Source organism: Planktothrix tepida PCC 9214 (assembly GCF_900009145.1).
Lineage (GTDB): Bacteria > Cyanobacteriota > Cyanobacteriia > Cyanobacteriales > Microcoleaceae > Planktothrix > Planktothrix tepida.
Genome location: NZ_LN889762.1, coordinates 24668 through 47582 on the forward strand (window position 1 = coordinate 24668; position 22915 = coordinate 47582).

33 protein-coding genes are annotated in these 22915 nt (G+C 37.7%); 6 read left to right on the top strand and 27 right to left on the bottom strand.

The annotated features are described in order from the left end of the window. Nucleotides 1-51 precede the first annotated feature (51 nt). Nucleotides 52-396, bottom strand: coding sequence for a hypothetical protein (locus tag PL9214_RS00900; RefSeq protein ID WP_072716973.1), 345 nt, complete (start codon nucleotides 394-396; stop codon nucleotides 52-54). A 120-nt stretch (nucleotides 397-516) separates the two neighbouring features. Between PL9214_RS00900 and PL9214_RS00905 the strand changes: the two genes are divergently transcribed. From PL9214_RS00905 to PL9214_RS00915, 3 genes are all read left to right on the top strand, one after another. Then, complete coding sequence (locus PL9214_RS00905; protein WP_072716974.1) at nucleotides 517-1512, top strand: hypothetical protein; 996 nt, start codon at nucleotides 517-519, stop codon at nucleotides 1510-1512. 11 nt (nucleotides 1513-1523) lie between these two features. Continuing rightward, nucleotides 1524-2018 carry a hypothetical protein gene (locus PL9214_RS00910; RefSeq protein WP_072716975.1) on the top strand — a complete coding sequence of 165 codons (495 nt, stop codon included), beginning with the start codon at nucleotides 1524-1526 and terminating at the stop codon, nucleotides 2016-2018. A gap of 214 nt (nucleotides 2019-2232) precedes the next feature. Next, nucleotides 2233-5697, top strand: a complete 3465-nt coding sequence (locus PL9214_RS00915; RefSeq protein WP_072716976.1) for a plasmid replication protein, CyRepA1 family — start codon at nucleotides 2233-2235, stop codon at nucleotides 5695-5697. Here the strand turns inward: PL9214_RS00915 and PL9214_RS32125 are convergent. The 3 genes from PL9214_RS32125 to PL9214_RS00930 form a co-directional block, all read right to left on the bottom strand. Continuing rightward, a complete protein-coding gene (locus PL9214_RS32125; RefSeq protein ID WP_072716977.1) occupies nucleotides 5688-6065 on the bottom strand; it encodes a hypothetical protein in 378 nt (125 codons plus the stop codon). The two genes, PL9214_RS00915 and PL9214_RS32125, sit on opposite strands and share 10 nt — an antisense overlap. Next, nucleotides 6062-6712, bottom strand: coding sequence for an AAA family ATPase (locus tag PL9214_RS00925; protein WP_072716978.1), 651 nt, complete (start codon nucleotides 6710-6712; stop codon nucleotides 6062-6064). Before PL9214_RS00925 ends, PL9214_RS32125 begins: the two co-directional genes overlap by 4 nt. Nucleotides 6713-7088: 376 nt before the next feature. Then, the gene (locus PL9214_RS00930; protein WP_072716979.1) at nucleotides 7089-7610 is read right to left on the bottom strand and encodes a nuclease A inhibitor family protein; all 522 of its coding nucleotides are present in this window, start codon (nucleotides 7608-7610) and stop codon (nucleotides 7089-7091) included. An 86-nt stretch (nucleotides 7611-7696) separates the two neighbouring features. Between PL9214_RS00930 and PL9214_RS00935 the strand changes: the two genes are divergently transcribed. Further along, on the top strand, nucleotides 7697-8575 hold the full coding sequence (locus PL9214_RS00935) for a PAS domain-containing protein (RefSeq protein WP_072717016.1): 879 nt from the start codon (nucleotides 7697-7699) through the stop codon (nucleotides 8573-8575). An 8-nt stretch (nucleotides 8576-8583) separates the two neighbouring features. Here PL9214_RS00935 and PL9214_RS00940 read toward each other — a convergent pair whose 3' ends face one another. The 23 genes from PL9214_RS00940 to PL9214_RS01045 all read right to left on the bottom strand — a co-directional run bounded on the left by PL9214_RS00940 (nucleotide 8584) and on the right by PL9214_RS01045 (nucleotide 20420). Then, nucleotides 8584-9072: a thermonuclease family protein gene (locus PL9214_RS00940; RefSeq protein WP_072716980.1), complete on the bottom strand. Its 489-nt coding sequence runs from the start codon at nucleotides 9070-9072 to the stop codon at nucleotides 8584-8586. Between the two features lie 71 nt (nucleotides 9073-9143). After that, on the bottom strand, nucleotides 9144-9716 hold the full coding sequence (locus tag PL9214_RS00945; RefSeq protein WP_072716981.1) for a hypothetical protein: 573 nt from the start codon (nucleotides 9714-9716) through the stop codon (nucleotides 9144-9146). A 258-nt stretch (nucleotides 9717-9974) separates the two neighbouring features. Continuing rightward, complete coding sequence (locus PL9214_RS00950; RefSeq protein WP_072716982.1) at nucleotides 9975-10340, bottom strand: hypothetical protein; 366 nt, start codon at nucleotides 10338-10340, stop codon at nucleotides 9975-9977. Between the two features lie 75 nt (nucleotides 10341-10415). Continuing rightward, nucleotides 10416-11159: a hypothetical protein gene (locus PL9214_RS00955; protein WP_072716983.1), complete on the bottom strand. Its 744-nt coding sequence runs from the start codon at nucleotides 11157-11159 to the stop codon at nucleotides 10416-10418. Nucleotides 11160-11335: 176 nt separating this feature from the next. Then, entirely contained in the window at nucleotides 11336-11926 is a 591-nt protein-coding gene (locus PL9214_RS00960) for a restriction endonuclease subunit S domain-containing protein (RefSeq protein WP_072716984.1), read from the bottom strand. 109 nt (nucleotides 11927-12035) lie between these two features. Then, nucleotides 12036-12320: a hypothetical protein gene (locus PL9214_RS00965; protein WP_072716985.1), complete on the bottom strand. Its 285-nt coding sequence runs from the start codon at nucleotides 12318-12320 to the stop codon at nucleotides 12036-12038. A 30-nt stretch (nucleotides 12321-12350) separates the two neighbouring features. Next, nucleotides 12351-12701: a DUF6943 family protein gene (locus tag PL9214_RS00970; protein WP_072716986.1), complete on the bottom strand. Its 351-nt coding sequence runs from the start codon at nucleotides 12699-12701 to the stop codon at nucleotides 12351-12353. Between the two features lie 45 nt (nucleotides 12702-12746). Continuing rightward, nucleotides 12747-13256 carry an SLOG family protein gene (locus tag PL9214_RS00975; RefSeq protein ID WP_072716987.1) on the bottom strand — a complete coding sequence of 170 codons (510 nt, stop codon included), beginning with the start codon at nucleotides 13254-13256 and terminating at the stop codon, nucleotides 12747-12749. Between the two features lie 88 nt (nucleotides 13257-13344). Next, nucleotides 13345-13887 carry a 2OG-Fe(II) oxygenase family protein gene (locus tag PL9214_RS00980; RefSeq protein ID WP_072716988.1) on the bottom strand — a complete coding sequence of 181 codons (543 nt, stop codon included), beginning with the start codon at nucleotides 13885-13887 and terminating at the stop codon, nucleotides 13345-13347. A 96-nt stretch (nucleotides 13888-13983) separates the two neighbouring features. Continuing rightward, entirely contained in the window at nucleotides 13984-14520 is a 537-nt protein-coding gene (locus PL9214_RS00985; RefSeq protein ID WP_072716989.1) for a type IV pilin protein, read from the bottom strand. Between the two features lie 120 nt (nucleotides 14521-14640). Further along, nucleotides 14641-14808 carry a hypothetical protein gene (locus PL9214_RS31050; protein ID WP_186440274.1) on the bottom strand — a complete coding sequence of 56 codons (168 nt, stop codon included), beginning with the start codon at nucleotides 14806-14808 and terminating at the stop codon, nucleotides 14641-14643. Between the two features lie 84 nt (nucleotides 14809-14892). Next, nucleotides 14893-15285, bottom strand: coding sequence for a hypothetical protein (locus PL9214_RS00990; protein ID WP_072716990.1), 393 nt, complete (start codon nucleotides 15283-15285; stop codon nucleotides 14893-14895). Between the two features lie 120 nt (nucleotides 15286-15405). Beyond that, complete coding sequence (locus tag PL9214_RS00995) at nucleotides 15406-15810, bottom strand: hypothetical protein (protein WP_222425183.1); 405 nt, start codon at nucleotides 15808-15810, stop codon at nucleotides 15406-15408. 117 nt (nucleotides 15811-15927) lie between these two features. Continuing rightward, nucleotides 15928-16272: a hypothetical protein gene (locus tag PL9214_RS01000; RefSeq protein WP_072716992.1), complete on the bottom strand. Its 345-nt coding sequence runs from the start codon at nucleotides 16270-16272 to the stop codon at nucleotides 15928-15930. Between the two features lie 73 nt (nucleotides 16273-16345). Continuing rightward, nucleotides 16346-16753 (bottom strand): DUF4326 domain-containing protein, encoded by a 408-nt coding sequence (locus PL9214_RS01005; protein WP_072716993.1) that lies wholly within the window; start codon nucleotides 16751-16753, stop codon nucleotides 16346-16348. A 76-nt stretch (nucleotides 16754-16829) separates the two neighbouring features. Further along, a complete protein-coding gene (locus PL9214_RS01010) occupies nucleotides 16830-17078 on the bottom strand; it encodes a KGG domain-containing protein (RefSeq protein WP_072716994.1) in 249 nt (82 codons plus the stop codon). Nucleotides 17079-17286: 208 nt separating this feature from the next. After that, a complete protein-coding gene (locus PL9214_RS01015; RefSeq protein ID WP_072716995.1) occupies nucleotides 17287-17532 on the bottom strand; it encodes a hypothetical protein in 246 nt (81 codons plus the stop codon). 97 nt (nucleotides 17533-17629) lie between these two features. After that, nucleotides 17630-17989, bottom strand: coding sequence for a hypothetical protein (locus PL9214_RS01020; RefSeq protein WP_072716996.1), 360 nt, complete (start codon nucleotides 17987-17989; stop codon nucleotides 17630-17632). Between the two features lie 171 nt (nucleotides 17990-18160). Further along, entirely contained in the window at nucleotides 18161-18490 is a 330-nt protein-coding gene (locus tag PL9214_RS01025) for a hypothetical protein (RefSeq protein ID WP_072716997.1), read from the bottom strand. Between the two features lie 89 nt (nucleotides 18491-18579). After that, a complete protein-coding gene (locus PL9214_RS01030; protein WP_072716998.1) occupies nucleotides 18580-18852 on the bottom strand; it encodes a hypothetical protein in 273 nt (90 codons plus the stop codon). 92 nt (nucleotides 18853-18944) lie between these two features. Then, nucleotides 18945-19304 (bottom strand): hypothetical protein, encoded by a 360-nt coding sequence (locus PL9214_RS01035; RefSeq protein WP_072716999.1) that lies wholly within the window; start codon nucleotides 19302-19304, stop codon nucleotides 18945-18947. 89 nt (nucleotides 19305-19393) lie between these two features. Then, the gene (locus PL9214_RS01040) at nucleotides 19394-19672 is read right to left on the bottom strand and encodes a hypothetical protein (RefSeq protein WP_072717017.1); all 279 of its coding nucleotides are present in this window, start codon (nucleotides 19670-19672) and stop codon (nucleotides 19394-19396) included. A gap of 49 nt (nucleotides 19673-19721) precedes the next feature. After that, a complete protein-coding gene (locus PL9214_RS01045) occupies nucleotides 19722-20420 on the bottom strand; it encodes a hypothetical protein (RefSeq protein WP_186440275.1) in 699 nt (232 codons plus the stop codon). A gap of 199 nt (nucleotides 20421-20619) precedes the next feature. Here PL9214_RS01045 and PL9214_RS01050 point away from each other — a divergent pair, with 199 nt between their 5' ends. Beyond that, nucleotides 20620-21498 (top strand): hypothetical protein, encoded by an 879-nt coding sequence (locus PL9214_RS01050; protein ID WP_072717001.1) that lies wholly within the window; start codon nucleotides 20620-20622, stop codon nucleotides 21496-21498. 72 nt (nucleotides 21499-21570) lie between these two features. Next, nucleotides 21571-22914 (top strand): hypothetical protein, encoded by a 1344-nt coding sequence (locus PL9214_RS01055; RefSeq protein WP_072717002.1) that lies wholly within the window; start codon nucleotides 21571-21573, stop codon nucleotides 22912-22914. Nucleotide 22915 lies beyond the last annotated feature (1 nt).

Sequence of the window (22915 nt, forward strand, 5' to 3'; positions counted from 1 at the left end):
CACAATGTTGCTAATCGATTCAAAGTCTATGACAAATTCAGGACAAGAGGGCTAGAGAAAGTCTAAGTAATCCGCCAGAATACGGAGAATTTTAGAGATTTGGCTTGGAGATAATATCGGGGCTTGATTTTGGACTTGCTCTAACAGACGCTCAAAGGGATCTGGCAAGTCTCCAGGATTTTCCAGGTGACTGACAAATTCTGAAATGGTTTCCCCTCGCAAAATGGCGATTTTCTCCATGTTCTTTTTTTCAGGATACACGGAGCTTTCAGGATTTTCCCAGGCTCTAATAATGGCATGGGACAGTCCCAGAATTTTGGCAAATTCCCTTGTGCTCCTATTCCCTCTGAGTTGTCTGACAGCTTCAGCAAACTTCTTTCTTTCACTGGGTTTCACTGAAGTACCTAAATGTAAATATCAATATCTTCCTGATCATCTCTTATATTTCTTCAATTTGCCAATTTTGGTAAATTAAAGGGTAAATTTTTCACTGTTGGAAAATCAAAGGGTCATGAGATGAGCAATCCTGAATTATTATTTGTCAAGATTCGAGATGATGTTGTTGATTGGGTGATGCAGCATGGTTTGAGCAAAACCGAATCTAAGCTATTTTTCTACCTCCTCAAACTTGACCGCTTTGGTGATCGTCCCGCTCAGGTAAAAGTCGCAGAAATTCTTCTGAAAACTGGAATTAGTAAAACTTCCTATCACGCTGCTATTGCTAAGTTCCAAGGTCTGGGATGGTTCGATTTTTGTCATTCTGATGTCAAGGTCAGTAACCTGTGCTGTATTCCGAAATCTCGAACTGATAGTCCAAAATCTCGAACTGATAGTCCGAAATTCCGAACTGATAGTCCGAAATCTCGAACCGAAATACCGAAATTCCGAACCGAAATTCCGAAATCTCGAACTGAATCTCATGCCCAACCCTTACCAAAAGCCAGTTCTAGCTTCTCTCAGACTATTCAGACTTATTCAGACTTTATTCAGACTCTCTCAGACAACGAGAGAACGAGATTTATTAATTTTTGTGAAGCTAAAACGATTCATTTCAACCCGCCATTGGTGAAGCTGCAAACTTGGTTAGGGTCAATCGATAAAGTCACGGGACTGCCCAACTACATTGAACTTTATGATAAATTTCAGCGTTCTCCGCAAGAAGTCCAGATTAGGAACCTGATTCAGCAACAAGCCCAGACGGAACGATGGGAAAGTGACGGCCGTTTATCTGATTGGTTATGGGAATGGAGTTGGTTTAGGAACTACGGTCTGACTTCTGAATGGATTAATTTGGCGGCTTCAGAATCCGAACATCAGGAACGCACCGAGTTTGCCAGTTGGGCAGAAATTCATGGGATTGGACGGTCGGAAACCCAACGAGAAGAAATGCCACCCAGTTTGATTGAAGCTATGTCACTTTCACCTCATGAACAGCAGAAGATACAAACCTTTACTCAGCAGAAAAAACAGATGAAATCTCGGTTACAGTCCACAGTCACCAGTCCACAGTAATCAGTCCCGCTATGGTTGATTTATCCTCTATTCCCAAACTGCAACGGCTCCGGCATCCGAAGGTTGTCCAACAGGAACAACAGATTTATCAACCGTCGTGGCATTGTCACTGTTGCCGAGATTCGGGCTTGGTTATTGGGCCTGGAAAAGTCATTGAAGGATATCAAGAAATGGAAGATTTACCTGTCCTCTGTAACCGCCCCGGTTGTTCCGCAGCTTCTCAGTGGCGACAGATGGGACTCGATGAACGGGTTAGTCCAGAAATCTGTCAACTGCTTCATGATTTTAGTGTGGAAGATTGGAAAGTTACCGTTAAACTTCAGTGGAGTCGTGCTAAACAAATTGCTGAACAAATCGCTATCCTCAGTCAGAAGAAGTCTCTCCGACCCCAGGGATGCGAACGCACTGACAACGATGAACGAGAAATTCAGATTCGTAAAGAAAATGTCCAAGCCCAATTAGATACTTATGGAGAGAATTCAACCGAGAAGTTAATTAAATCCTGATTGTCTAATGCTTTGGGCTTTAAATCCAAGCCTTTCTCACACACCGAGATGGAGTTTCTCAAGTCGTAGAGATTTGTTAAATGTTACCGAGATTGATTGATTTTTCAACGAATTTAGGCTTAAATGATTATCACCCACAGGAATCTTTGCGAGGCTTCTGCGGGTGATTAATGTCCATTCAACCAGGGTTTTGTGGAAACCCTTTCATAAACTTATGGATATATTAGCACAAACAGGGTGCTGTGCAAGTGTTTCTTTAAAATTCAGACCAGATTTTATCAAGGAGTCCCATTTCAGCGAATGGCGGGCATCTGGAGTCCATCAAGATCTCATTGGGTTGAACGTTGTTAGTTTAGAAGGATATCAACCCGCCGAGTATTTACTTTATTCGCCACAGCTAAAGCGACTCAACACTGGAAGACTCAATAGTTCTACCCTCCACAACTATCAACACTTGGAAGCTGGGGGCTGGTATTGCCAAGGTCTGGACAATTGGGGCTGTTTCAAACCCGATCAACCTCGACAAGCTACCGATCTGAAAACGGGCAAAACCAAAGTCATTAAATACGAACATCCCCCCAAAGTTCCGACTAGCATCTTTCAACTGTCCGTTTCCTGGCGCATTGGTCTGAAAATTGCCCTCAAGAATGAGGGGCGAGGGGCGAGGGACGAGGGGCAAACAGAAAACTCTCAAGTCTATTTAAAACGTCTGCAACATCATTGGCAGCTTCCCTTCAATATTTCCCCGGCGCATTTGCTCAACGGATACGATAGTTTACTAGACTCCCTGCTGTCTGAAGAAGATATCGACTTTTGGGACTGGGTTGAATCTGTTAATTTACCGATTATTCTCTGTGAAGGGGCGAAAAAAGCGGGGGCATTGTTGACTGCTGGATATGTGGCGATCGCCTTACCTGGAATTACGGGAGGAGTACGAGTTCAGCGAGATAGCAATGGGGTGAAAATTAATAGTTTCCTGCTTCCTGAACTGGAACGGTTTGCTAATGGACGATTGATTTATATTTGTTTTGACCATGACCAGAAGCGCACCGCCCGAATAGCGGTTAATCGAGAAATTCAGAAACTTGGTCAGTGTTTTCAGGGACAAGGGGCGAGGGGCGAGGGGCGAGGGGACAATGATTTTCCTCCCTCATCGGTTTGGGTCATCAGTTTACCGGGGCCAGATAAAGGTGTTGATGATTTTATTGTTAATTGTGGTGAACATCAATTTGATGAACTATTTGCTGAAGCAACGGATTTAGACTATTGGATTTATCGCAAAGATTATGAAATTACTTATCCTGCCACTAAACTGAATAGTCGTTATCTGAAGCTGAATTTTCCAGAACAAGGATTAGTTTGTATTAAATCAGGAAAAGGTACAGGCAAAACTGAGAATTTAATTCCGTTAATTCAAGAATCGATGGACATTGGGCGGAAAGTTTTAGTGATTACCCATCGGATTCAATTGGGGCGCTCGATTTGTAATCGCTTAGGGTTAGTGTGGGTAGAAGATCGGCAGGAACATCAAGAAGATTCTATCTTTGGGTTTGGATTATGTATTGATAGTTTACATCCTCTGAGTCAAGCTAAATTTAATCCATCTGAATGGGAAGATGCTATCATTATTTTAGATGAAACTGAACAAATTATTTGGCATTTACTCAATAGCTCAACCTGTATCGATAAACGAGCCATCTTATGTCGAATGTTTACGGAATTAGTACAAACTGTTTTAAGTTCTGGTGGATTAATTATTGCTCAAGATGCAGATTTATCTGATTATGCCATTGATTATTTAATAGATTGTGCTGGATTTAGAATTAATCCCCAAGTTTATGTTAATGAATATAAGCACAGTCAGCAACGGAAAGTTATTGTTTATAATCAATCAAATCCGTCTCATCTAATCACTCAACTCTATGAATCAGTCGGGAAAGCTCCGATTTTATTGGTCTTAGATAGTCAGAAAGTGAAAGGAAAGTTTTCTTGTATTAATCTGGAAAGTCAACTGCAAGAATCTTTTCCTGAATTGAAGATTATCAGAATAGATTCGGAAACCGTTGCTGATGAAACTCATGCAGCTTTTGGTTGTATGGAAGATATTAATAACCGAATTAAAGATTATGATATTATTATTACATCTCCAACAATTGGCACGGGAGTTAGTATTGATTTAGTGAATCATTTTCAAGCGATATTTGCTATTTTCCAAGGTGCAATTAATGTTAAAGATGCTTGTCAATTTTTAGCACGGGTTCGAGATTTGAATGTTCCTTGTCATGTCTGGGCATCAAGTTACGGTTGTGGTCAAATTGGCAATCGCTCAACTTATTGGAAACCATTGTTAGCAACTCAGACTAAAGTTTTCAAGCGTAATCTTCAGATTTTACAACAAATTGATTTAAACTTATCCATTGACTTTGATGAGCAACTGACTCCAGAACATACTAAAGTTTGGGCTAAGTTTGCAGCACGAGTGAATGCAGGTCTATGGCAATTCAGGAAAACTTTAATTCGGGAATTAGAAGCGGAAGGTCATAAGATTGAAGTTTCAGAAATTGAGAAAACGTTTTTAGAATGTGAACAGTTATTAGCTGATGTTTTTACGTTAGATCCCCTTGCTCAAGTTCCAGAAGTTTCTGAACAATTGAAAGGAACGGTTGAGAAGCTGCATCACTTAGAACAATCTGCTAAAACTTATTTAGAGCAAGCAACGAAAACTCGGAATGCTAATCAATATAATTATGCTTTGTTTATTGCCAGTCAGCTTTTATTGACTCAGGAACAATACGAAGAACTGAAAAGTAAACGCCAGAAAACTAAAGATGAGTTAGCCCAACAGCGCTATTATGAAATTTACTCTCGGTATGGTGTAGAAGTTACGCCGGAATTAGTGTTAATGGATATGGACGGGTATTATCCGAAGCTGCGGTTACATTATTATTTACTGCATCCTGAACTGGTTCACCAACGGGATAAACGCTATTTAGAACGACAGTTAGAGACAGGTGAAGGTAAAGTTTGTTTACAAGATCTTAAATTATTATCGGCACAAGTCCAAGTCTTGAAACTATTGGGAGTTGATAGTTTACTGGAGTTAGATAGAGAATTCACTTTGGAGTCTGAAGAAATTCTGGACTTTGCAGATAAGGTCGTAAGCTTCAGCCGAGATGTGGGGGATTATCTAGGGATTAGTCCTAATACTAAAGCGTCTCCGATTCGGATTGTTCAAGATGTCCTCCGCAATAAAATCGGTTTACCTCTCAAGTGTGTTCGGCAGATTAAGTTACCCGACGGTACTCGACAACGAGTTTATGCCTTTGATTGTCCCACCTGGCGTTATTCTATCTTTGACCAATGGTACATGAGGGACGAGGAACGAGGGGCGAGGGAGGGAACACCGCAGTCAATAATAAATAATGTAGAAGCTGTTGTGAGTGATGTTCCTGAGCACAAACCCGCCGGAGAACCACCGGAATTGCTGAAACGATTTTGGACACAGTTTTGGAATCTGTTGACTCATGCTGACTGGAAACCTCGACTGATTAAGCTATTGAAAATACCCCCGGCATTGCAATGGGTCGCGGAGGAGTTGCAAACTCAGCCTATTCTGGAGGATATTCTCAGGACAATTGAAGATTGGTTGAGGACAGATGAAAAGTTAGATTATTCCTGAACATCCTTGAGGGCATCTTCCAACAGCAGTCTGACAATTTCCGCTTTCGTTCGTCCTGTCCTGGCGGCTAACATCGACAACTTTCTATGGGTGGATTCAGCTAAATCAACAGTGAACCGCTTTGTCCCTTCCTTGGGTTGAAATTGTAGTTTGTCCATCATTGTTAATTGCTGTTGTGGTGTTGGTTGTGGTGTAGGCTCTGGTGTTGATTCGGGTTCTGAAGCTTCAACGGTTGCTATCGGTTCAGGAGTTACCGCCGGAGTTATGGAAACTTTCTCGTCCCTTGCCCCTTGCCCCTCGTCCCTCCCATACACAAATTCTTTAGCAAGCGCATCAGTCAAGGGTTTGCGGGATTGTTTTCTGTTCATGCTCCCTCCAACTGCTTGAGAATCGCTTTGAATAATCGCTCGTATTCTGTCGCAGCTTCATTCGCCGCTTGTCCGGGTAAGTCCCACACCGTTAAGGATTGACCGGAAGTGTCTGCTACGGCTTGTTTCTGGTGAATGATGGGCTTTAGAAATTTAGCATCGGGAATCTGAGATAAAAGGGCGATCGCTTCATCTTTGAGTTTGGTGTTTTTGACCGCCCGACTTAGAAACACTAAACCTTTGGGTAATCCCCCTCGAACTGACTGGGCCTGTTTCAGCAATCGCATGGCATCGGAAGCAGACCGTAAATCAACACCCGTCGGCTGTACCGGAATTACGGCTAAATCACATCGGAATAAAATGGCTCTGGTTTCTTCTGCTAAACTTGCGGGGCCGTCAACAATCAGGTAATCGTAATCTTTCACCAACTCTGGAATCTGCTCCAGGAGGTCATCTGGTGATTGAATCACCTGACAGGGGATCGGGTTCTCCATTCCCTCAACCCACTGTGAACTAGATTTCTGAGCATCAGCATCGATGAGCAACACCCGATAGTTCTGCTTGAACTGAAGCCAATACGCTAAATGAACCGAGGAGGTAGACTTGCCACACCCTCCCTTCTGATTGATTAACGCGATAACTGCCACCCTCTACCTCACTTACTTATTTACTGACTGCAATACTTAATCATTTACTGATTTACTTACTGATTGCATTAAATACTTACTGATATACTTAAGTATATCAGTAAAACAGCCAACAAAACCTTAATGCAGTAAGCCATTACTGAAGTACGGCAATAAAGCATTAATGCAGTAAGAGATTACTGAAGTACGGCAATAAAGCATTACTGAAGTATTTCAGCAAACGTTGCAGTCAATAAGTCTTTAAGCCAGTCAAGCATTACTGAAGGACAGCAGTAGAACAAGCATTAAGGCATTACATCATCATTTACTGAATAAATTACTTACTTACTGCATCACTTACTGCATCACTTACTGCATCACTGAAGTAAATAAACATTTAAGTCTGCACAATCCGAGTAGACAGGGCAACCCAGTTGCCGAGTTGGAGATTGGCGGCGTTAGTGTCAGGGTCATGCTGAATCAGAACGTGACGACCGATGAGATGCAAATCCGATTCAACCCCATTGAGAATGCAGTGCCAGAGCGCCACATGGATTAAGTGATCGAAAACCAAGCCATGCAGAGTCCGCCACAGTTCCACCGGATGCTCAGGAGGTTGGACAGAATAGGAACCGTCAGAATAGCGGATCAAGAGTTGCGGGAGGTTGCCGAAGAATGTTTTTGTCCAATAGACCAGAGTGCGTTTTAAGATTCTCTGAGGGGGAGTGAGTTGCTGTTGAGTGTACAGATGTCGAGCCACTTCTGAAATCGTTAACTTATCTCCAATATCCGCAGCACTGAGAGTTTTAATTGTGATGGGATAATCCGACTCACTGGGATAGAGAAGTGACTGTGTTGTTGTTGTTAATGCCTGAATTAGTTGAGGCTCTGTTAGTGTTTTTGGGTGTAAAGTTATCATCAACAAGTTTTGCTAATAAATTATTTAATAAGTATAATTTAATTTTGGACTTTACTAAACCAGAATACTACCCAATTAACCCCCCAATGTTGAACCCATCTTTTAGCAATTTAAGAGAACAAATTAATGCTTTTCTCTATTCAAGCCCTGGAGTAGCTTGTTATATTGACTATTCTCTAAATTATATCTCAGTTAATGAATCTTTTGCAGAATTCTTTGGCTTAGAAACTAAGAACTTTATTGAAAAGCCTGTCGGTTGGCTCAATGAAAGCAATCAGCTTAAAAGAAATTTAGAATCCTTTTGCAAAACGGCTACTGTACAAGCCAATTGGGAAGTAGAGATTTCAAGCCAAGATAAACAATTCTATTTCTTAATTTTAGCTAAAAAATGTACAGAGGGCATTGCAATCTTTGGTTTTGATATTACAGAAAAGAAAGAATTAGAATCTGCCTTAAGAGCCTCTGAGGAAAGACATACAGCATTAATTAAAGCATTACCTCAAGTGCTAAAGTCCTCCTCTCTCCGTCGCTCAACAGAATCTTTTGAAGCCTTAATCGAAAAACTAACGGATGATCCGGTATTTTCAGATTCAGGAATTCGGGAACTGTCCACCTCTCAGATTGAAAAACTGGTAAAATTAGAAGTAGAGGTTAGGGAAAACTCAACTCGACTCCGACAAGTTGAATGCTCTTTATTTACTAACCCTAATAGTTTAAATAATCGCTTGAAAGGATTAGAAATTCACCAAGATAAGGATGAAGAAAATTGGAAATCACTGGAATCCGATTTATTCCCCTTTCGCACTTTTGGCAGAATTGTTAAAGGTACACCAGGTGGATTAAAAACTTGGTTTATTATGATTATATTTTCTGTCTTAATTTCTATTTTTATGGTAGATATTTTTATCAGAATTTATGATATTAGACCGAAAGATTTACTCAATCAAATCGAGAAAACTGATTAAATATTTTATCAAATCATTTTCCTATATTCACTCGGTATCATAAATTGTGCATCTGACCAGACTCCTTTTTGAGATTGAATGGCATAATATTGATGTTGTAAAATGCGAGTAGCTAAAATAATATCAAGTTTTGTTAAATTTCGACTTTCATAAACGATTCTAGGTTCTAAAAAAGCCACGGCTAAACCGACTCGTAACAGTTGCAGTTGAAGATTAGAGCGTCCTAAGTACCAATCTGATAAAATCCGATTATAAGGATCTGTTTCATGGATGATAACCGTCAGTTGTTTACCTTGAATTAAATGATCAAGATAACGCCGTGACAGTTCCCCCCACTTCCATTGATTCAAATCCGTTTCTGTAGAAATTTTACCAAGCTTTTGAATTTCAGGGGCATCAATCCATCTAGCTCTAAATTTAGTAGCTGCGCCATTATATTCAGCAATAAAGGTATCACCATCAATAATAAAGTTGGGAGTCAGAATTAGTTTTTGCATCTTTATTAAATAAAAAACCCCCATTGGGGGGAAAGGCAAACATGGAAGAGTACGATTCAGATTGATCAGAGCTAATTATTCAAATTCTCTCCTAACAAAGTTTGACAAATAATTGAAGAATCTGTACCTGTTGCTACCTCTTTAAATTCACCACAAATCACCATAATTTTCCCCTCTTCAACAAATCCTAAATCGCCTGTCACTTCATAAATGCGAGGATTATTGAGCTTACTAAAAATCACTCCTAATTGCATAATCTGTTCAAGTTGCTGCACGGCTTCTAAATTTGATAACGTATTCGTGATATTGGGAGGATTTTCAAATTGTAGAGTCTTAACTTGAGCGTGTGACTGTTGAGCTAATGTTTGAAACGTAGTTTTAGCATCTAAAGTTGTGACTTGTTTATTAGGCAGTTCTTTGACAGTTCCCATACCCATATCTTCTGCAATCCCACGCCACAGGGTTTCTGCACGCTTGAGAGCGAGTTCGGGAGTGAGGACAGTTCGAGAGGTTTTAACTTCAATTTCTCCTGATAAATTAGGCATTCCAGGCATCACAAAAAGTTCATAATCCTTCAGAACTGACCGAATCAGAGATGCGACTTGAGAGGGTTTAGTTAATCCGGCTAAATCGATTGCTAACATTACGAGAGTTCCAATTTGAGCATCCCTAATTATAGAAGAAAATGGGACAAATTTGATTAATAAAAATGCAATTGTAACTGTTAATTTAATTATAGACTATTGCTGCATAAATTAACTAATATTCAACAAATATATGGTTTAATATTTCAATAAAATAAAGCCTCCATAGTATCAGATTGTGATACAATGAAAGCTAAGGATTTACTGATTCAAAAACTTAAAGATTATCAGTTATCGAGATTTTGTCTGGATTGGTGCTTAAGGATTGGCTGTTTCCGAGAATAGTGACAGTTGACCATTCCTTTCTCGTTTCAGATACTTTTTCAGATTCAATTGTTTAAGGTCATAGGTGCAATGGCAAACGCTACACCAAGCTTTAAGGTTAGAGCGATCGCAATCCATTGGTGTATGATTCAGGTGAGCTACAGTGAGGGTGAAGCGCTGCGGTTTATCATCGAACTCGATTTGATGCCAAACCGCAATCCGATTCCTAAACTCTCGCTTACTCTCTCCCTGGCGGCGACATGGGCGATGGCAGTTCTCACAAATCCAGTTAGCGGCTTCTTTGACTTCGAGTGCGATCACTTTCCAATTCGGAGGATAGTCTTTGGGATTCATGGGCATAATTTTGTCCTCACAGGTAAATAAAAAAGCCAGGGTTTCCCCCAGCTTTCGGTTAATCAATGAGAATTACTAGATCTATTTACTAGCTTTGGTTTTAGCTGGAATTTGAGCAACAGCCGCACCATTTCCCGCAGGTAAGGCATTAGGAGCCGCAGCCGGAGGAAGAACAGCACCAACATTATTGAGATGATTTTCTTCAAGACGAGAATCTGTACAAGCCGTGGGATAAAGTTCACAAACTTCTTTAGCTGCCAACAAAGCCGCTTTATCAAGTTCAGAATTCGGCTCACGAGTTTCAACTTTCACCCAATGATAGTTACCATGAGGAGAAGTTTCAGAGATGAACTCAAAGCGGAAAATCTTACTAAATCGCAGTTCAGTCGCCTTATGAAAAGCATATTCGTTAGCATCACCTTTCATGCCTTCATTTACCCAAGCCATAAACGCTTCTTTGGCAAAAGTATCCACTAAGCCAATCATTTTATCTTTGCTCCGGCGATGCAATAGAAATGTTACCAGTTGAGACGCTTTTTCGGGCAGTTCATTCTTCATTTCTCCAGCCACAGGAAAGCCCCAAATTTCGAGAAACGGTTCAGCTTGATAGTGAGGTTCAAAGGTTAAGATTTTCTCACTGATTTGACAAACCGCCAGTTCAACAAAATTACCACGAGTTAAACCCGCTTTTTCTGCTTTAGAATGGGTTAAATTTTTGGTGTCTCCGGTGACGAAACAGCCCCATTCACCATTACAATTGGCTCGATAACGATTCGCTAATTCAGACACTCGAAAAGCAAATCCTTCTTTGACGATAATGTTCATGATTTTAGTGATCCTTGAGTAAAAGTTTAAGGTTCAGTTTCAGTTTTAGTTTCAGATTAATTTCCAGAAACCAACTCAAAAAAGCGGTAGCCCATTCAAAAAAGAAGCCGATATAATTAATTTTAATAACTACAACGACTTCTTTAATTTTAGTATTGATTGATTAGAAAGTCAGCTTACTTTTTGATATGAACACTGAGGTAAGCTTGTTTGTAAGCAGAATCTTGAATTGCAGAAAAGAGATGGAACTTTAAACGATTCAACTGTTTATTTGTCATGAGTTTATCTCGTTGTTCTTCAAGTTGTTTAATTTGATTCTCTAATTCCTGAATCTGAGCATCAATCTGATTGAGTTTAGCTGCCATTTTCTTCTGCTGTGCCTGTTCAGCAAGTTGAATCTCATCTTCTAATCGAGCAATCTTGGTATTATCCTTAGCAGATTCATACTTCTGACGAAAGCCAATAACAACTTTTGCTATGTCCGAATCAAAGATAACGTTATTCTTGTTGTTATCCTGATTCTGAGACAAGATATTAAGAGCTTCATTAATCGCTTCGAGTTCCAGAGATTCAAGTTTAGCCTCGGTTTCCTTCAGTTCAATTTTAGTTTCAACAAAGCGTTGCAAAGGAGAAGATTGAATGTTAGAATTAGATTCAGCAATTTGTTCAGTTTCAGAAGCAATAGAAAGTTCCAGGGGGAGAAATTCTAACTCTTCTTCTTCTGTAGATAATTGTAGTTGTTGGAATTGCATTTTGTTGGGAATCATGATATAATTTCCTTATTGAAGTGAATAGAAAGCCAAAAACAGATGCAGGAAAATCCCACATCTGCTCATAACTATGAATTGAGTTCGTGATTCTTTTTCACCGCAGAAGTTAGAGAGTAGCGAACTCTTTTAGTTCAGATTCATCCTGAAAGTCAGGTTCATGATCTAAAGGTTCAGGAAGATGGTTTTTAAACTGTTTAGTGCAGTGATTCCGAATCCACCATTCCGGTTCTTCATTCATCGATTCAACAATGGAGTCAAACCAATGAATCAGAGCTTGTTTAACTAGACTGGGAGGGATGCGATCGCAATTCAGAACGCCATCAGCTTGTAACCGTTCAACAATCAAATTTAAATCAAGGTTTGCGTTACATTTAGTTGTCAGTTGTTGCATAATGAGTGTTAAGTAAGAAAACTACAAACATCAAGCGGTAGCAAGTTGAGGAGGTGTTAAAACAATCAATTTTCCTTCAGGACTAATGATGTAACTTCCAGGTCTGAAGAATTCTCGAACATCAGTAATTCGTAAATGCTGAAGATTCAAACATCCGTAAGCGTAAGCATCCCAAAACTGATTACTCCACAGATAGTCACACAGATAAAAGGCATATTTTGGGTAATAACATTGCGGTGCTAACAGTCCGAAACAACCTTTCTGATATTCTTGAACTGGTTTACCTAACATTTCCTGAGAATGACGACTAATTAACCAGAAATCTGCACCAGGAAAAGCCGAGTGAATTGTCCAAAGAATAGGATGGCGTTCGTAATACATTTCTTGACTCCAGAAAAACAACTGAAGCCAAGAAGCGGTAGCGAATTAGCCGAATAAATTTAACTGTTTTGGCGGTTCTTCTACGCTAATTTCAAATGTTTTAGGATTGAAAATAATCAACGGTAACTTTGCTTTCTTTGCCATTTGAACTGTTAGATATGTTCCTCCGGTTTCTCGTCCATTCCAAACAGCGAGACACAAATCAGAATTTTTAACCAACCAAGCATCACGACCTTGCATAACACCTTGTTCGTATTGAGGATATAAAACCTTAACTTCAGTTGCTTTAGTTAATAGCTGGCGATAAAGAATCTGTTGTTTGTAAGTCCATAAGTTGGATTGATCTGAACAAGGTAAAATCGCTTTCCAAGTTAGATAACGTTCAGCCCAAATCATGGCGGCTAAAGCATCAGTTCCCAGAGCCATTCCCGTTAAAAAAGTTGTGATTCCTCGCTCAATCGCTAAGTTAGTAAGTTGATTAATTCCTTGACGAAGACTAGGATAATAGAAGGGATAGTCAAAAGTTCTGTGTCCGGTAATAAATGCAGTGTTCATTATGCTATATTAGAAACAACAAAAACTTGTGGCGGTAGCAATAAAAAAAGCCCCTAGATTTCTCTAAAGGACTTAAACTTGATTAAACCTAATACAAACTTTTAAAACCTTTCGCTTTATTTAATTTCCAAAACACCAAACTAAATCTTTCTTCAGTTAGGATTTCTTTAACCGCATGAAGAATTTTACAATTAAATTCAATAATGTCACCATCCTGAAGAAGATAATCAGTTTGTTCTGGTTCACCGTAACTAAAGATTGCTTCACCTAAATTAACACTAACTGCTTTAGGATTTGCATAGCTATGATCTCGATGTAAACCAATTCTGCCATCACTGACTTGATTATTATCTAATTGTCCACCGAAAGTTAACAAACCAATATCACAACCCGGATAAACCCGTTGACTAAAGTTATAGATTCTGTCATCAAAATAGCCTTTACTAAGTTTACCATTTCTGAAGTCAACATCATGAAAAATCCATAACCGATATCTGCCTTTCGCATAGTTACTAGGGTCTGCAACTAATTGAGATTTCAGAGATTGACACCAATTTCTCAAGGCTTCTGGATTTTCAACAGTAGTTAACTTTCTAAGTTCAGTTGCAAAATTTAATTTAGTTTTGTTCATGTTAATTTACCCAAAAACTTCATCAACTCTTAGCGATAGCTTCCTAATTAGTTGAGGTTCAATAAAAGAACCCTAGCGTTTGCTAAGGTTATCAATTTATTTCTGACAATCTTTACCTTTACGGATATCAATATTAGTTTCATATCCCAGATTATCAACATTCTTCAGAGTTTGAAATAAACACATTGTATTGCGATTGGTCAGAGGTTCATTGGCTGTTCTTGTCGTGAAAGTTATTCGTCCTAATTGACCACCGTTAGTGTTACCAGAGAAAGATATTTTGTAGAAATCATTGCCTTTGCCAGAAATACTACCAGCTTTATTAGAAAATGTTGAATTAGTAACATCTAAACTGACTCCAGAAGGTAAGGATTTGATGGATTTATTGTGACAATTTCCATCTGTTGTTGAGGTGATTTGACCTTCAAGAATACAAACTGTTTTGATACCAGAATCAGTGAGGGCATCATATCGAGATTGAGTTGTATATTGTTTAACTTGATGAATTGTTGCGACTAATCGACTTAACTTGAGATAATTCAAAAACATTGGTAAACTAATTGAACTTAAAATACCAATAATTACAATAACAACTAAAAGTTCAGTCAGAGATTTGCCAGATTCAGATTTCATAATAATTACAAAAAACAACTACTTTCTCTGCGCGATAGCGTCCTATTCCAAAAACTCTAAAAAAAAATCCCCAGACTTGTGCTGAGGAACGAAGTATTGCTCCAGGGATGAAATCATTAGTTAAAATTCGTCATAATCAATTGATGTTTGAGATTGAGAATTAGTGTTATAATCAGGTTTAGATTCTTCTAATTCATCTTCATCCCAAAGATAATCATAAGATGGTGAATTATCAGGACAGAAATAGGGAATGCCGCCAACTTCGATCCATTGACCGTTATCTAACATGATGATTAATCCAAAAACAACTACCATCTGTTAGCGGTAGCGCCTAATAAAAAAGCCTCTGGAAAACCAGAGACGGAATTAAATTTATTGAATTAAAACAACTCTCATGCGATTACCTAACTGTTCAATATTTCGTTTAGTTCCACGACTACGACCATCCCAAATTGCTAAACCAAACTTACAATATCGGTGCATACTTCTATCTCTATCTGTATAATTTCCAGAAACTTCAACAGTATGCCAATTGCCAATATTATTCCGAGGTTTGTTGCCAATATGCCAAACTTGAACAGAAGGATAATTAACAGAATGGAGATAAGATTGAACTAAAGTGTCAATACCCGGAGCATCACCCATCCGAATTTGGTAATTGAGTTCAATGATTTTGTTGATTCTAGCAATACATTCTGAATTTAAAGATTTGATTGAACGTGAACCTGAAATTGCAACAGAGACAGGGAGTTGAATAGAGTTCATGATTTTACCTTACACTTCATTAACTAATTGCGTTAGCTTCTGATAAAAAAAGACCGTACAGACGTGCCATGGCACGTCTCTACTAGATTAGGGATCTAATTAGCTAGGCTGAGATTTGAACTATTTAACGAGATTTAGCTTAATGCCAAGTGATTGCAAATATTCGTAATATTCGTCAGGAGACATTGGTTTCTCGCTATCTTCGCCGCCATAGTTAACATAATTAAGCGGATTTAAACTATCCAAATAAGCTATAAATGAAGCTGCCCGAATAATGACATCAGCAAGAGATTTATCAGCAACACAAAGGATCATCTGGGGATTGGCTGCTAAACCTTTCAATACTTTGAGATTGTGGCTTGCTGGAGAGACTCGCATTACCTTAATATCTTCCCAAAACAATTGTCGCATTTGTTCAGCCGTTGGCATAGTTGCACCGAATCTAAAATCATTTAGGGTAATTTTCGGTTTGGTTGAAGATTTCTGAACACGGATCGGTAGGATGGGAAAGTTAGGTTGCATCATTAAAACCAAAAAACAACACTACCTTTTGGCGTTAGCCGTCCAAACCATTAACTTTAAATAAAAAAAAGCCCCAATCTCACAAAGAGACTGAAGCTTTTAGTTAACAGAAACTAGAAACTAGAATGCAGGTTGGTCTGTAGAGGAATTAGATTCTGTGTATTGGCTACCATTCCCATTGTTGTAGGAAGATTTACGAGAATAGTAGTCTTCACGGATTTCTTGAATTTCATCTTCAGAATAGCCAAGAGACTTAACAAGCTTCTGAACTTTGGGTAAATCCATTTTGTGAATCTCGTGATTTTCCCACTCTTTAGAGAAGACTTCATAAAGTTTAAGACCTTCAAGCTTTTTCTGACCTTCAGCAGGCTTATATTCAGCTTTATAGGCTTGCCAAGCGAGGATTCGCAAACCGTCAACGAGGAGAGAGCATTGTTTTTCAGATTTAGTAGGAATAGAAAGCATGGTAAATAAACTCCAAAAAATTAACTACCCTCCTTTGGCGATAGCCACCCTCACCGATTACTTGCGATTACGTCTATATCCAATTCTCCATAAACCAATCCTGAGTTTTCAGCCACCCGATGGCAGCTACAATTACATCACCATGACAAGGCAGCGGTGAACAGTAGCAAACTAACATTAATTCTGTGTGAGTCTCAGCTAAATCTTTTTCCACTCTGGCAATATTAATGAGTTCTATCATAATCCGGTCAAGCGGTAATCCATCTCTCATGGCTTTTATTGAATTCCACAGGTGTTGTTTATAAAGTGCGATGGCTTCTAGCCGGGCGTAGCCCATCGCTAAATTGCGGTTAACGGTTTTCGTGATTGGATAAGGATTATATAAAGGACTTTCCTTTAAGTTATAGTATCTGTTATATCTTCCAATATAGATTTTATTAGAGCCAATGAATCCATCAATTTTACCGTTGATTACCTTCATTCTAAATTACCTCTAATCAAAGGTTCAAAATCAGGCAGTTATTAAACCGCCCGATTAAGATTCAATTAAGATTCAATTAGGATTCATTAACATCATTAGAGTTAGTATTTTTATGGCTATTTTTACCGCCTTTGCGTCCAATAGTAGCCATGTGTTCCCGATTCTGACTTACGGCTTTACCGCCTTTGCGCCCTGCTTCTCTAGCTGTTTCCGATGTCCATTTATGAGCAGTTCCTTTCTCATGAGCCGTCTTTCCACCCTTACTAGCAATTTCACGTTGTTGCTCTTTGTCCATTGAAGCAAATCCTCGTTTTTTGATAGTCATAAACCGATTAATTAACTCAACATTCTGAATCTAATTTTAGCACAATAATACCCTTACTTTAAGTCTAAAAAATCTTAATAAAGGTTGTTTTCTCATGGTTATTCATGATATGATTAATAACGATGAATAGATTGGAAAGATAAGGTTAACTAGAATTAAATCTACAGTACAGACGTGCCATGGCACGTCTCTACAATTAACCTTTAATTTAGGTTTTATCTAATTCCCAAATAGAATATAATAAAATTAAGGGAACTTTTCGAGCTAAGAATCTCCCCGGAAATCTAACCCAAATTCCATTATCAGCGATTGAAAAGATGATTCCAAATCTTCCCCTCAAGTTATATTCTCCACTGGAATCAAAGCCAGTAATTTTAACTTTCTGTCCTCTCTTGAGTTTAGGATATAATGGCAATTCCAATTGAACATAGTTGCTGTTGATTTTACTTTTCATAATTTATTGATGGGTAGAAAAAATAAACCAACAACATTAAGCTTGTGCCGAGGAACGAACTAATGCTGCTGATTTATTAAATCTTGATTTATTGACTCTAAGGATTAAATTTTTCGTAAAGAATGCGATAGGCTTTTTGAATTAATTCGCTGCTATTTGCTATAAATTCAGCATGAGGAACTTTGGCAACCCGGTAAATCTTAATCATTGCCCATCTTTCATCAGAATCTATTTCAGGGCCACATTCACCGCAACTTTCGATAATTTCAACTGAAACATTCTTTGCCCATATCGTAAATGCAACATGGTATCGGTTAAAATCATCGTTATCAGGCATTATAAACTTAGAAAATCGAATATAAGGGATCAGTTTACCTTCTGGTGATTCCCAAGTGTCACTTTCCTCCTGCCATTCTTTACTAAGGCATTCAATCACTTTATCTCTTATGCTGTTCATCACTTGTTTCTAACTAAACTTCATTTTCATTAAGCGTTAGCTTCGATAGCAAATATCAATAAGTTACTCAAGAGAACATAGTTGTTGATTTGATGTTTCGTAATTTATTGGTGGGTAAAAAAAATAAACCAACAACTTATGCTGCTGGTTTATTATGTCTTATTGAGTTTATTAGGGAATAAAATGCTTATACAAATACTGATGTGCAGATTCAATTAATTCATCGCTTCTCTCAAGAAAATCAGCAAAAGTAACTTGGGCAATTCTCCGCATTGTATTAAGATCATCACAAGTTGAAGAGTATTCTTGAATATCCGTAGTTACACTTTTACCCCAAACTGTAACCGCCACGCAATAACGGAAATCTTTATTATTTTGTGGCATTATGGGATTAGAGAAACGAACATAAGGAATGATTTTATCAGTTTTCCATTCTTCATCTTCCCTGTCCCATCCTTTGGAACTGAGACATTCAATCACTTTATCTCTTATGCTGTTCATGTTTCAATTTCCTCAATCAAGAAATGTTACTAAAATTCATCAATAACGCTACTCAAGGGAATAACGCTATTGATTTTGTTATTTGCTATCTATCGTTCATACCAAGAAACTGAATTATAATTGTCTGCAAGAAACTCAACAATTGGAACCAGCGACTGATCAATTTTAGCTACTTTTTCCTTTAATTCATCAGAAGCAATTTTTTGTCCTGAAGCCAATAAGAAACCAATGTAAGGATACCAATCTCTGCACCATTCATCATTTTGAACTTCTCCTAAATGTTGACAAATCTTTCGATTTATTTCTACAAACGGTTCAGGTTGATTAGTTGAACGTGAAATTAGTTGAAAACAATTGGGCATCTTCTTTACCTGATAATTAATCAACAATCTTTAGCGGTAGCTATAATCAATAACGCTACTCAAGAGAATAACGCTATTGATTTTGTTATTTGTTACTGAAGTTCGTTAAGCAACTGGACAAGTGATTCAGGCGAGAGTTTTCTGACTTTAAACTCAAGAGGAAAATGTTTGTTACGTTTAGAATCTCGGAAATCGTCAATCTGACCGCCATAGAATTGAATTTGATCTGAAATAGCCGATAATTCAGGTTTAGAACAACCAATATAAGTGATGAAGGAAACAAAACCAGATTGTTGTTCAGGGTTCTCTTCCCACTGGAATTTATTATTAATCGCGCCCACGATTACAATGCGTTTACTGAGTTGAACTGTCAAGTAACTTCCATGAGGTGAAATCGATAAAACTTTACCTTGAATTCCCGCAAAAGTGATGTTAGAATTAATTCGTAACATAATGATTACTCCAAAAAACAACTAAAACTTAAAAGCGGTAGCTAGGAATTTTCCGTTACACCTAATTACCGCTTAATTTATTTGAAAGTCTAAATCTGGGCTAAGATTTCTCCAATTTTGTTATAATCATCATCCCTGCCATTCTCATAATTTCCATAACCTGCGCCTGTGTAGTAGAAAGTGTTGTCAGTCGGCATGAAGATAATGCAAGTGTGACGGTATAAAGGAAATAAATCTTTTAAATGGGGTTGAATATTTTCTCGTTCCCATTTGAGCTTTGCATTAAGCTTATCAAAAATGCTACCTTGGGATTGATCAGGTTCAGGAGGAGGAAGTTTAGAACCGAATTTAGGTGGGATTCTAATCATTGTAAAATTCCATTGGAAATAAAACCAACAGCTTAAAGCGGTAGCATCTTTAAACAAACCTTGAAAACACTGGATGCCTTAGAGAATATTTAGAAGTCACACCCAAATAAATCACTTCTACCTGACGATTTAAGAACCGAGTTTGATTATTCCAAATTTCCAACCTTTCAGCATCAGTAAATCCAGTGCCAACTTTAGCAGTAACTTTAACAGAGTTAACATCTCCTTCAATTAATATTTTACCTAAACTTCCTGAATATTTACCTGTTCCTTTAGAAAATCCTACAACAGTAAACACAGATTTCTCAAAATTCTTCACCTTTAATAAATGATGACTTCTGCCTTGGAAATAAGCAATATCCTGATGCCTAAGCATGGTTCCTTCTAAGGAAAAGCTATTATCTCTATTAAATTGATTCTGAGCTTGAATAGCAATCGGATTATTCTCAATAAAAACATAAGGCACTGGCACAATAATAGATTGATGAGCAGGTAAAATAGCAGGAATTGCATTAACCATTTCATCTGTATCTTGCCAAGCCGTTGTAGCGCTCCATAAAGCAAAGACATGAAATTGAACTTTTTGTTTTAAAGCCAGATCATAATTTTTCCGATCTCTAACGATTCCTGAGATTATATCAAATCTTTCACCAGGAATATAAAGCTCACCATCAATGATATTGAATCCGCCATTAATTTGATTGCAGATATTTTCTATATGTTCTAATCCAACAAACTTTGTCTTCAATGTTCGACTCAATAATCCTTGACCGGGAAGGAATAAACAGCGAATTCCATCCAATTTAGGACTTGACCACCAGCCCTTACCTTCATAGTTTTTAGTTGGGTTATAAGTTGTCGCAAGCTGACAGGAGAACATCATTTTATTGATACCAAAATCTGATTTTATGATAAACTAGATTCGATTAAATTAGAGAGGCAAAACGATGACCGCCGGAAAATTAAGTTTTACTGCTAGTGAATATAAAGTTAATGAAAAAGGAGAATGGCAAGGATTAAAGCCTGCTGTTGAACGAGTAGAAGGAACAGTTGGACAAGTCTCAATTCGAGTGAGTAATACCTCCAGTTCTGCTTTAGGTAGAGGAACCCGAAATGAAGATTATTTAGTACCCGGAACAGGAGAGATTTTGACCTGGGCAGATGGAGAATCGGGAATTAAATATATTGAATTTGCTGTAAAAGATGATTTTTTAGTAGAAGATAAAGAATCAGTTCCTCTAAGTTTGAGTTCAATTCAAGGGGCTGAATATGGAAGTATTAAAAATAGTAAAGTTGTGATTATTGATGATGATTGGTTTATTCCCCGTCATCAGTGGCAAGGAACCGCACTACAATTTCAACAAGCAGATGGAACTTGGGGAGAATCGGTTGAATTAAAAGGAGAAAAAGGTGATACTGGAGCGGGTTTAGTTTGGAAAGGAAATTGGGCTTACGGTCATTACGAAGTTGGGGATTTAGTTAATTATTTTGATGCTGTAGATTTATCAGTTTACATCTGCGTAGCGAAACCCGTTATCAACTACCCGATTGGACTAACGGATTATTCTGGCTATGAAGATTCCACTATCTACCCAAATGCCTCTCCCTATTGGCAATTATTTTGCAAGGGAACGAGAGGAAATGACGGTCGAGACTACATCATCACTTACAAAGGTGAATGGAGCTCTACAACCCTCTACATTCAACGAGATGCGGTGCTTTATCAGGGAAGTTCCTACCTTTGTATTAAAGAAAATGGGAGGGGACGAAACCCTGTCTCTGAACCTACTTTCTGGGCTTTAATTGCTAAAGGATTCCCTGGTTAATCACTCATTGCGAGCACAATCCTTCCAGGTGATCGTAAAAGATTCCCTTTTTTAGTAAATGGAGTTTAAATTATGAGCTTGATTTATGATTACTTAAAATCTAAAATTGTCAATATCAATGGTACAAATCGTTGGTTAGGTAAAGATGTTCTCGAAATTGCTGAAGATTTGATTAATCTCGTTAATGGAGGTGTAAATAATTTTCCCCCGACTCAAATTCTGACAGGATTAACTGAACCTATATTAGATCCTATTAAGAATATTGCAGAACAACTTTTAACCTTACCTGATATTTCGATTTCTAGTGCTTTACTAACATTAGAAACTTGCTATGGAATTAATAAAGCTTTTAATACGAAACTTCGGAAGAATCAAGATTTAATATCTTATGGAAATAGTTTACTAAATTCAATTCCATCATCCGATGATCAATATTATTATTCTATGGGAGTTGAAGCTTGGAATGAATCTTTAAATATTCCTCTCCTGAATTCTGAACTGAATAACCTTCAATCTAAAATTGGTTCAATACAATCTAATGTTAATTCTAAAATTAATGAATTTGAAAATAAATTTGGATTAGATTATATTCAATCTACAATTCAATCTCTGGAAGCTTTAGGAGAATCGGCTACAGAGACAATAAAGAATCAATTATATCGATTAAAAGCTTTTGTTAAAAAATTAACTAATCAATCTTCTAATAATCAACAAAGTTTAAATGCAATACAAATTAATTATAATTCATTGGTAATTAGTCCAATAAAACCTGTAAGAATACCAAATTTAACCGATGTTGTCGGAGTAATTCATCAACTAGCAGGATGGTTTTTATCAATCTTTTCTATATCAGGACAAGCATTAACAGCATTAGCTCATACCGTAACATCAGTTGTCTGTAAAGCTATTGGTTCAGTTGGAGCAAATGCCTCTCGATATTTAGCCGCAGGAGTTCTTAAATCCTTACCTCAATTAGTTCCAAAAGTGGGTTCAGCAACAGGAACTTTATTTGGTGGAGCTTGGGCATTTTTGATGGCTTATGCTCCTTATATTGCGTTAGTTGCAGGATTAATTTTAATTGCTATAAAATGGAGTAAGAAGACTAAATTAGGTGAATTTATTTATCTGATTGGAACTACAAATAACGGTAATCCTGATTTGGGATTTGCTAGAGTTGCCCAGATGAATGAAGCTCAAATTAGAAGTTACATTATAGATTTTGCTAATCGAATGATTAATGAATCTCTAAAAACTTATCAAAACTTTTATGGATTTATATTAAACAACAGTCAGGAAATTACACTTTGTCTCAATTTTAATAATTTAACTTTACCTCAAACGATTAATGATGAAGCAACTAAAACCAGTTTATGGGAAAGCTTTAAACCTTTCTTAGATGAATTTAGTGAGGATTAAT

Coding starts and splice junctions, on each gene's coding strand:
- PL9214_RS00910 (WP_072716975.1), top strand. CDS start 1,524: ATGGTTGATTTATCCTCTATTCCCAAACTGCAACGGCTCCGGCATCCG.
- PL9214_RS32125 (WP_072716977.1), bottom strand. CDS start 6,065: ATGAACAGAAAACAATCCCGCAAACCCTTGACTGATGCGCTTGCTAAA.
- PL9214_RS01025 (WP_072716997.1), bottom strand. CDS start 18,490: ATGAACAGCATAAGAGATAAAGTGATTGAATGTCTCAGTTCCAAAGGA.
- PL9214_RS00980 (WP_072716988.1), bottom strand. CDS start 13,887: ATGAACAAAACTAAATTAAATTTTGCAACTGAACTTAGAAAGTTAACT.
- PL9214_RS01055 (WP_072717002.1), top strand. CDS start 21,571: ATGAGCTTGATTTATGATTACTTAAAATCTAAAATTGTCAATATCAAT.
- PL9214_RS00950 (WP_072716982.1), bottom strand. CDS start 10,340: ATGCCCATGAATCCCAAAGACTATCCTCCGAATTGGAAAGTGATCGCA.
- PL9214_RS00995 (WP_222425183.1), bottom strand. CDS start 15,810: ATGATGCAACCTAACTTTCCCATCCTACCGATCCGTGTTCAGAAATCT.
- PL9214_RS00935 (WP_072717016.1), top strand. CDS start 7,697: ATGTTGAACCCATCTTTTAGCAATTTAAGAGAACAAATTAATGCTTTT.
- PL9214_RS00960 (WP_072716984.1), bottom strand. CDS start 11,926: ATGATTCCCAACAAAATGCAATTCCAACAACTACAATTATCTACAGAA.
- PL9214_RS00990 (WP_072716990.1), bottom strand. CDS start 15,285: ATGAACTCTATTCAACTCCCTGTCTCTGTTGCAATTTCAGGTTCACGT.
- PL9214_RS01015 (WP_072716995.1), bottom strand. CDS start 17,532: ATGAAAAGTAAAATCAACAGCAACTATGTTCAATTGGAATTGCCATTA.
- PL9214_RS00975 (WP_072716987.1), bottom strand. CDS start 13,256: ATGAACACTGCATTTATTACCGGACACAGAACTTTTGACTATCCCTTC.
- PL9214_RS00905 (WP_072716974.1), top strand. CDS start 517: ATGAGCAATCCTGAATTATTATTTGTCAAGATTCGAGATGATGTTGTT.
- PL9214_RS01020 (WP_072716996.1), bottom strand. CDS start 17,989: ATGAACAGCATAAGAGATAAAGTGATTGAATGCCTTAGTAAAGAATGG.
- PL9214_RS00970 (WP_072716986.1), bottom strand. CDS start 12,701: ATGTATTACGAACGCCATCCTATTCTTTGGACAATTCACTCGGCTTTT.
- PL9214_RS00985 (WP_072716989.1), bottom strand. CDS start 14,520: ATGAAATCTGAATCTGGCAAATCTCTGACTGAACTTTTAGTTGTTATT.
- PL9214_RS01010 (WP_072716994.1), bottom strand. CDS start 17,078: ATGACTATCAAAAAACGAGGATTTGCTTCAATGGACAAAGAGCAACAA.
- PL9214_RS01030 (WP_072716998.1), bottom strand. CDS start 18,852: ATGCCCAATTGTTTTCAACTAATTTCACGTTCAACTAATCAACCTGAA.
- PL9214_RS01050 (WP_072717001.1), top strand. CDS start 20,620: ATGACCGCCGGAAAATTAAGTTTTACTGCTAGTGAATATAAAGTTAAT.
- PL9214_RS31050 (WP_186440274.1), bottom strand. CDS start 14,808: ATGTTAGATAACGGTCAATGGATCGAAGTTGGCGGCATTCCCTATTTC.
- PL9214_RS00940 (WP_072716980.1), bottom strand. CDS start 9,072: ATGCAAAAACTAATTCTGACTCCCAACTTTATTATTGATGGTGATACC.
- PL9214_RS00945 (WP_072716981.1), bottom strand. CDS start 9,716: ATGTTAGCAATCGATTTAGCCGGATTAACTAAACCCTCTCAAGTCGCA.
- PL9214_RS00965 (WP_072716985.1), bottom strand. CDS start 12,320: ATGCAACAACTGACAACTAAATGTAACGCAAACCTTGATTTAAATTTG.
- PL9214_RS01000 (WP_072716992.1), bottom strand. CDS start 16,272: ATGCTTTCTATTCCTACTAAATCTGAAAAACAATGCTCTCTCCTCGTT.
- PL9214_RS00915 (WP_072716976.1), top strand. CDS start 2,233: ATGGATATATTAGCACAAACAGGGTGCTGTGCAAGTGTTTCTTTAAAA.
- PL9214_RS01035 (WP_072716999.1), bottom strand. CDS start 19,304: ATGTTACGAATTAATTCTAACATCACTTTTGCGGGAATTCAAGGTAAA.
- PL9214_RS00955 (WP_072716983.1), bottom strand. CDS start 11,159: ATGAACATTATCGTCAAAGAAGGATTTGCTTTTCGAGTGTCTGAATTA.
- PL9214_RS01005 (WP_072716993.1), bottom strand. CDS start 16,753: ATGAAGGTAATCAACGGTAAAATTGATGGATTCATTGGCTCTAATAAA.
- PL9214_RS00930 (WP_072716979.1), bottom strand. CDS start 7,610: ATGATAACTTTACACCCAAAAACACTAACAGAGCCTCAACTAATTCAG.
- PL9214_RS01040 (WP_072717017.1), bottom strand. CDS start 19,672: ATGATTAGAATCCCACCTAAATTCGGTTCTAAACTTCCTCCTCCTGAA.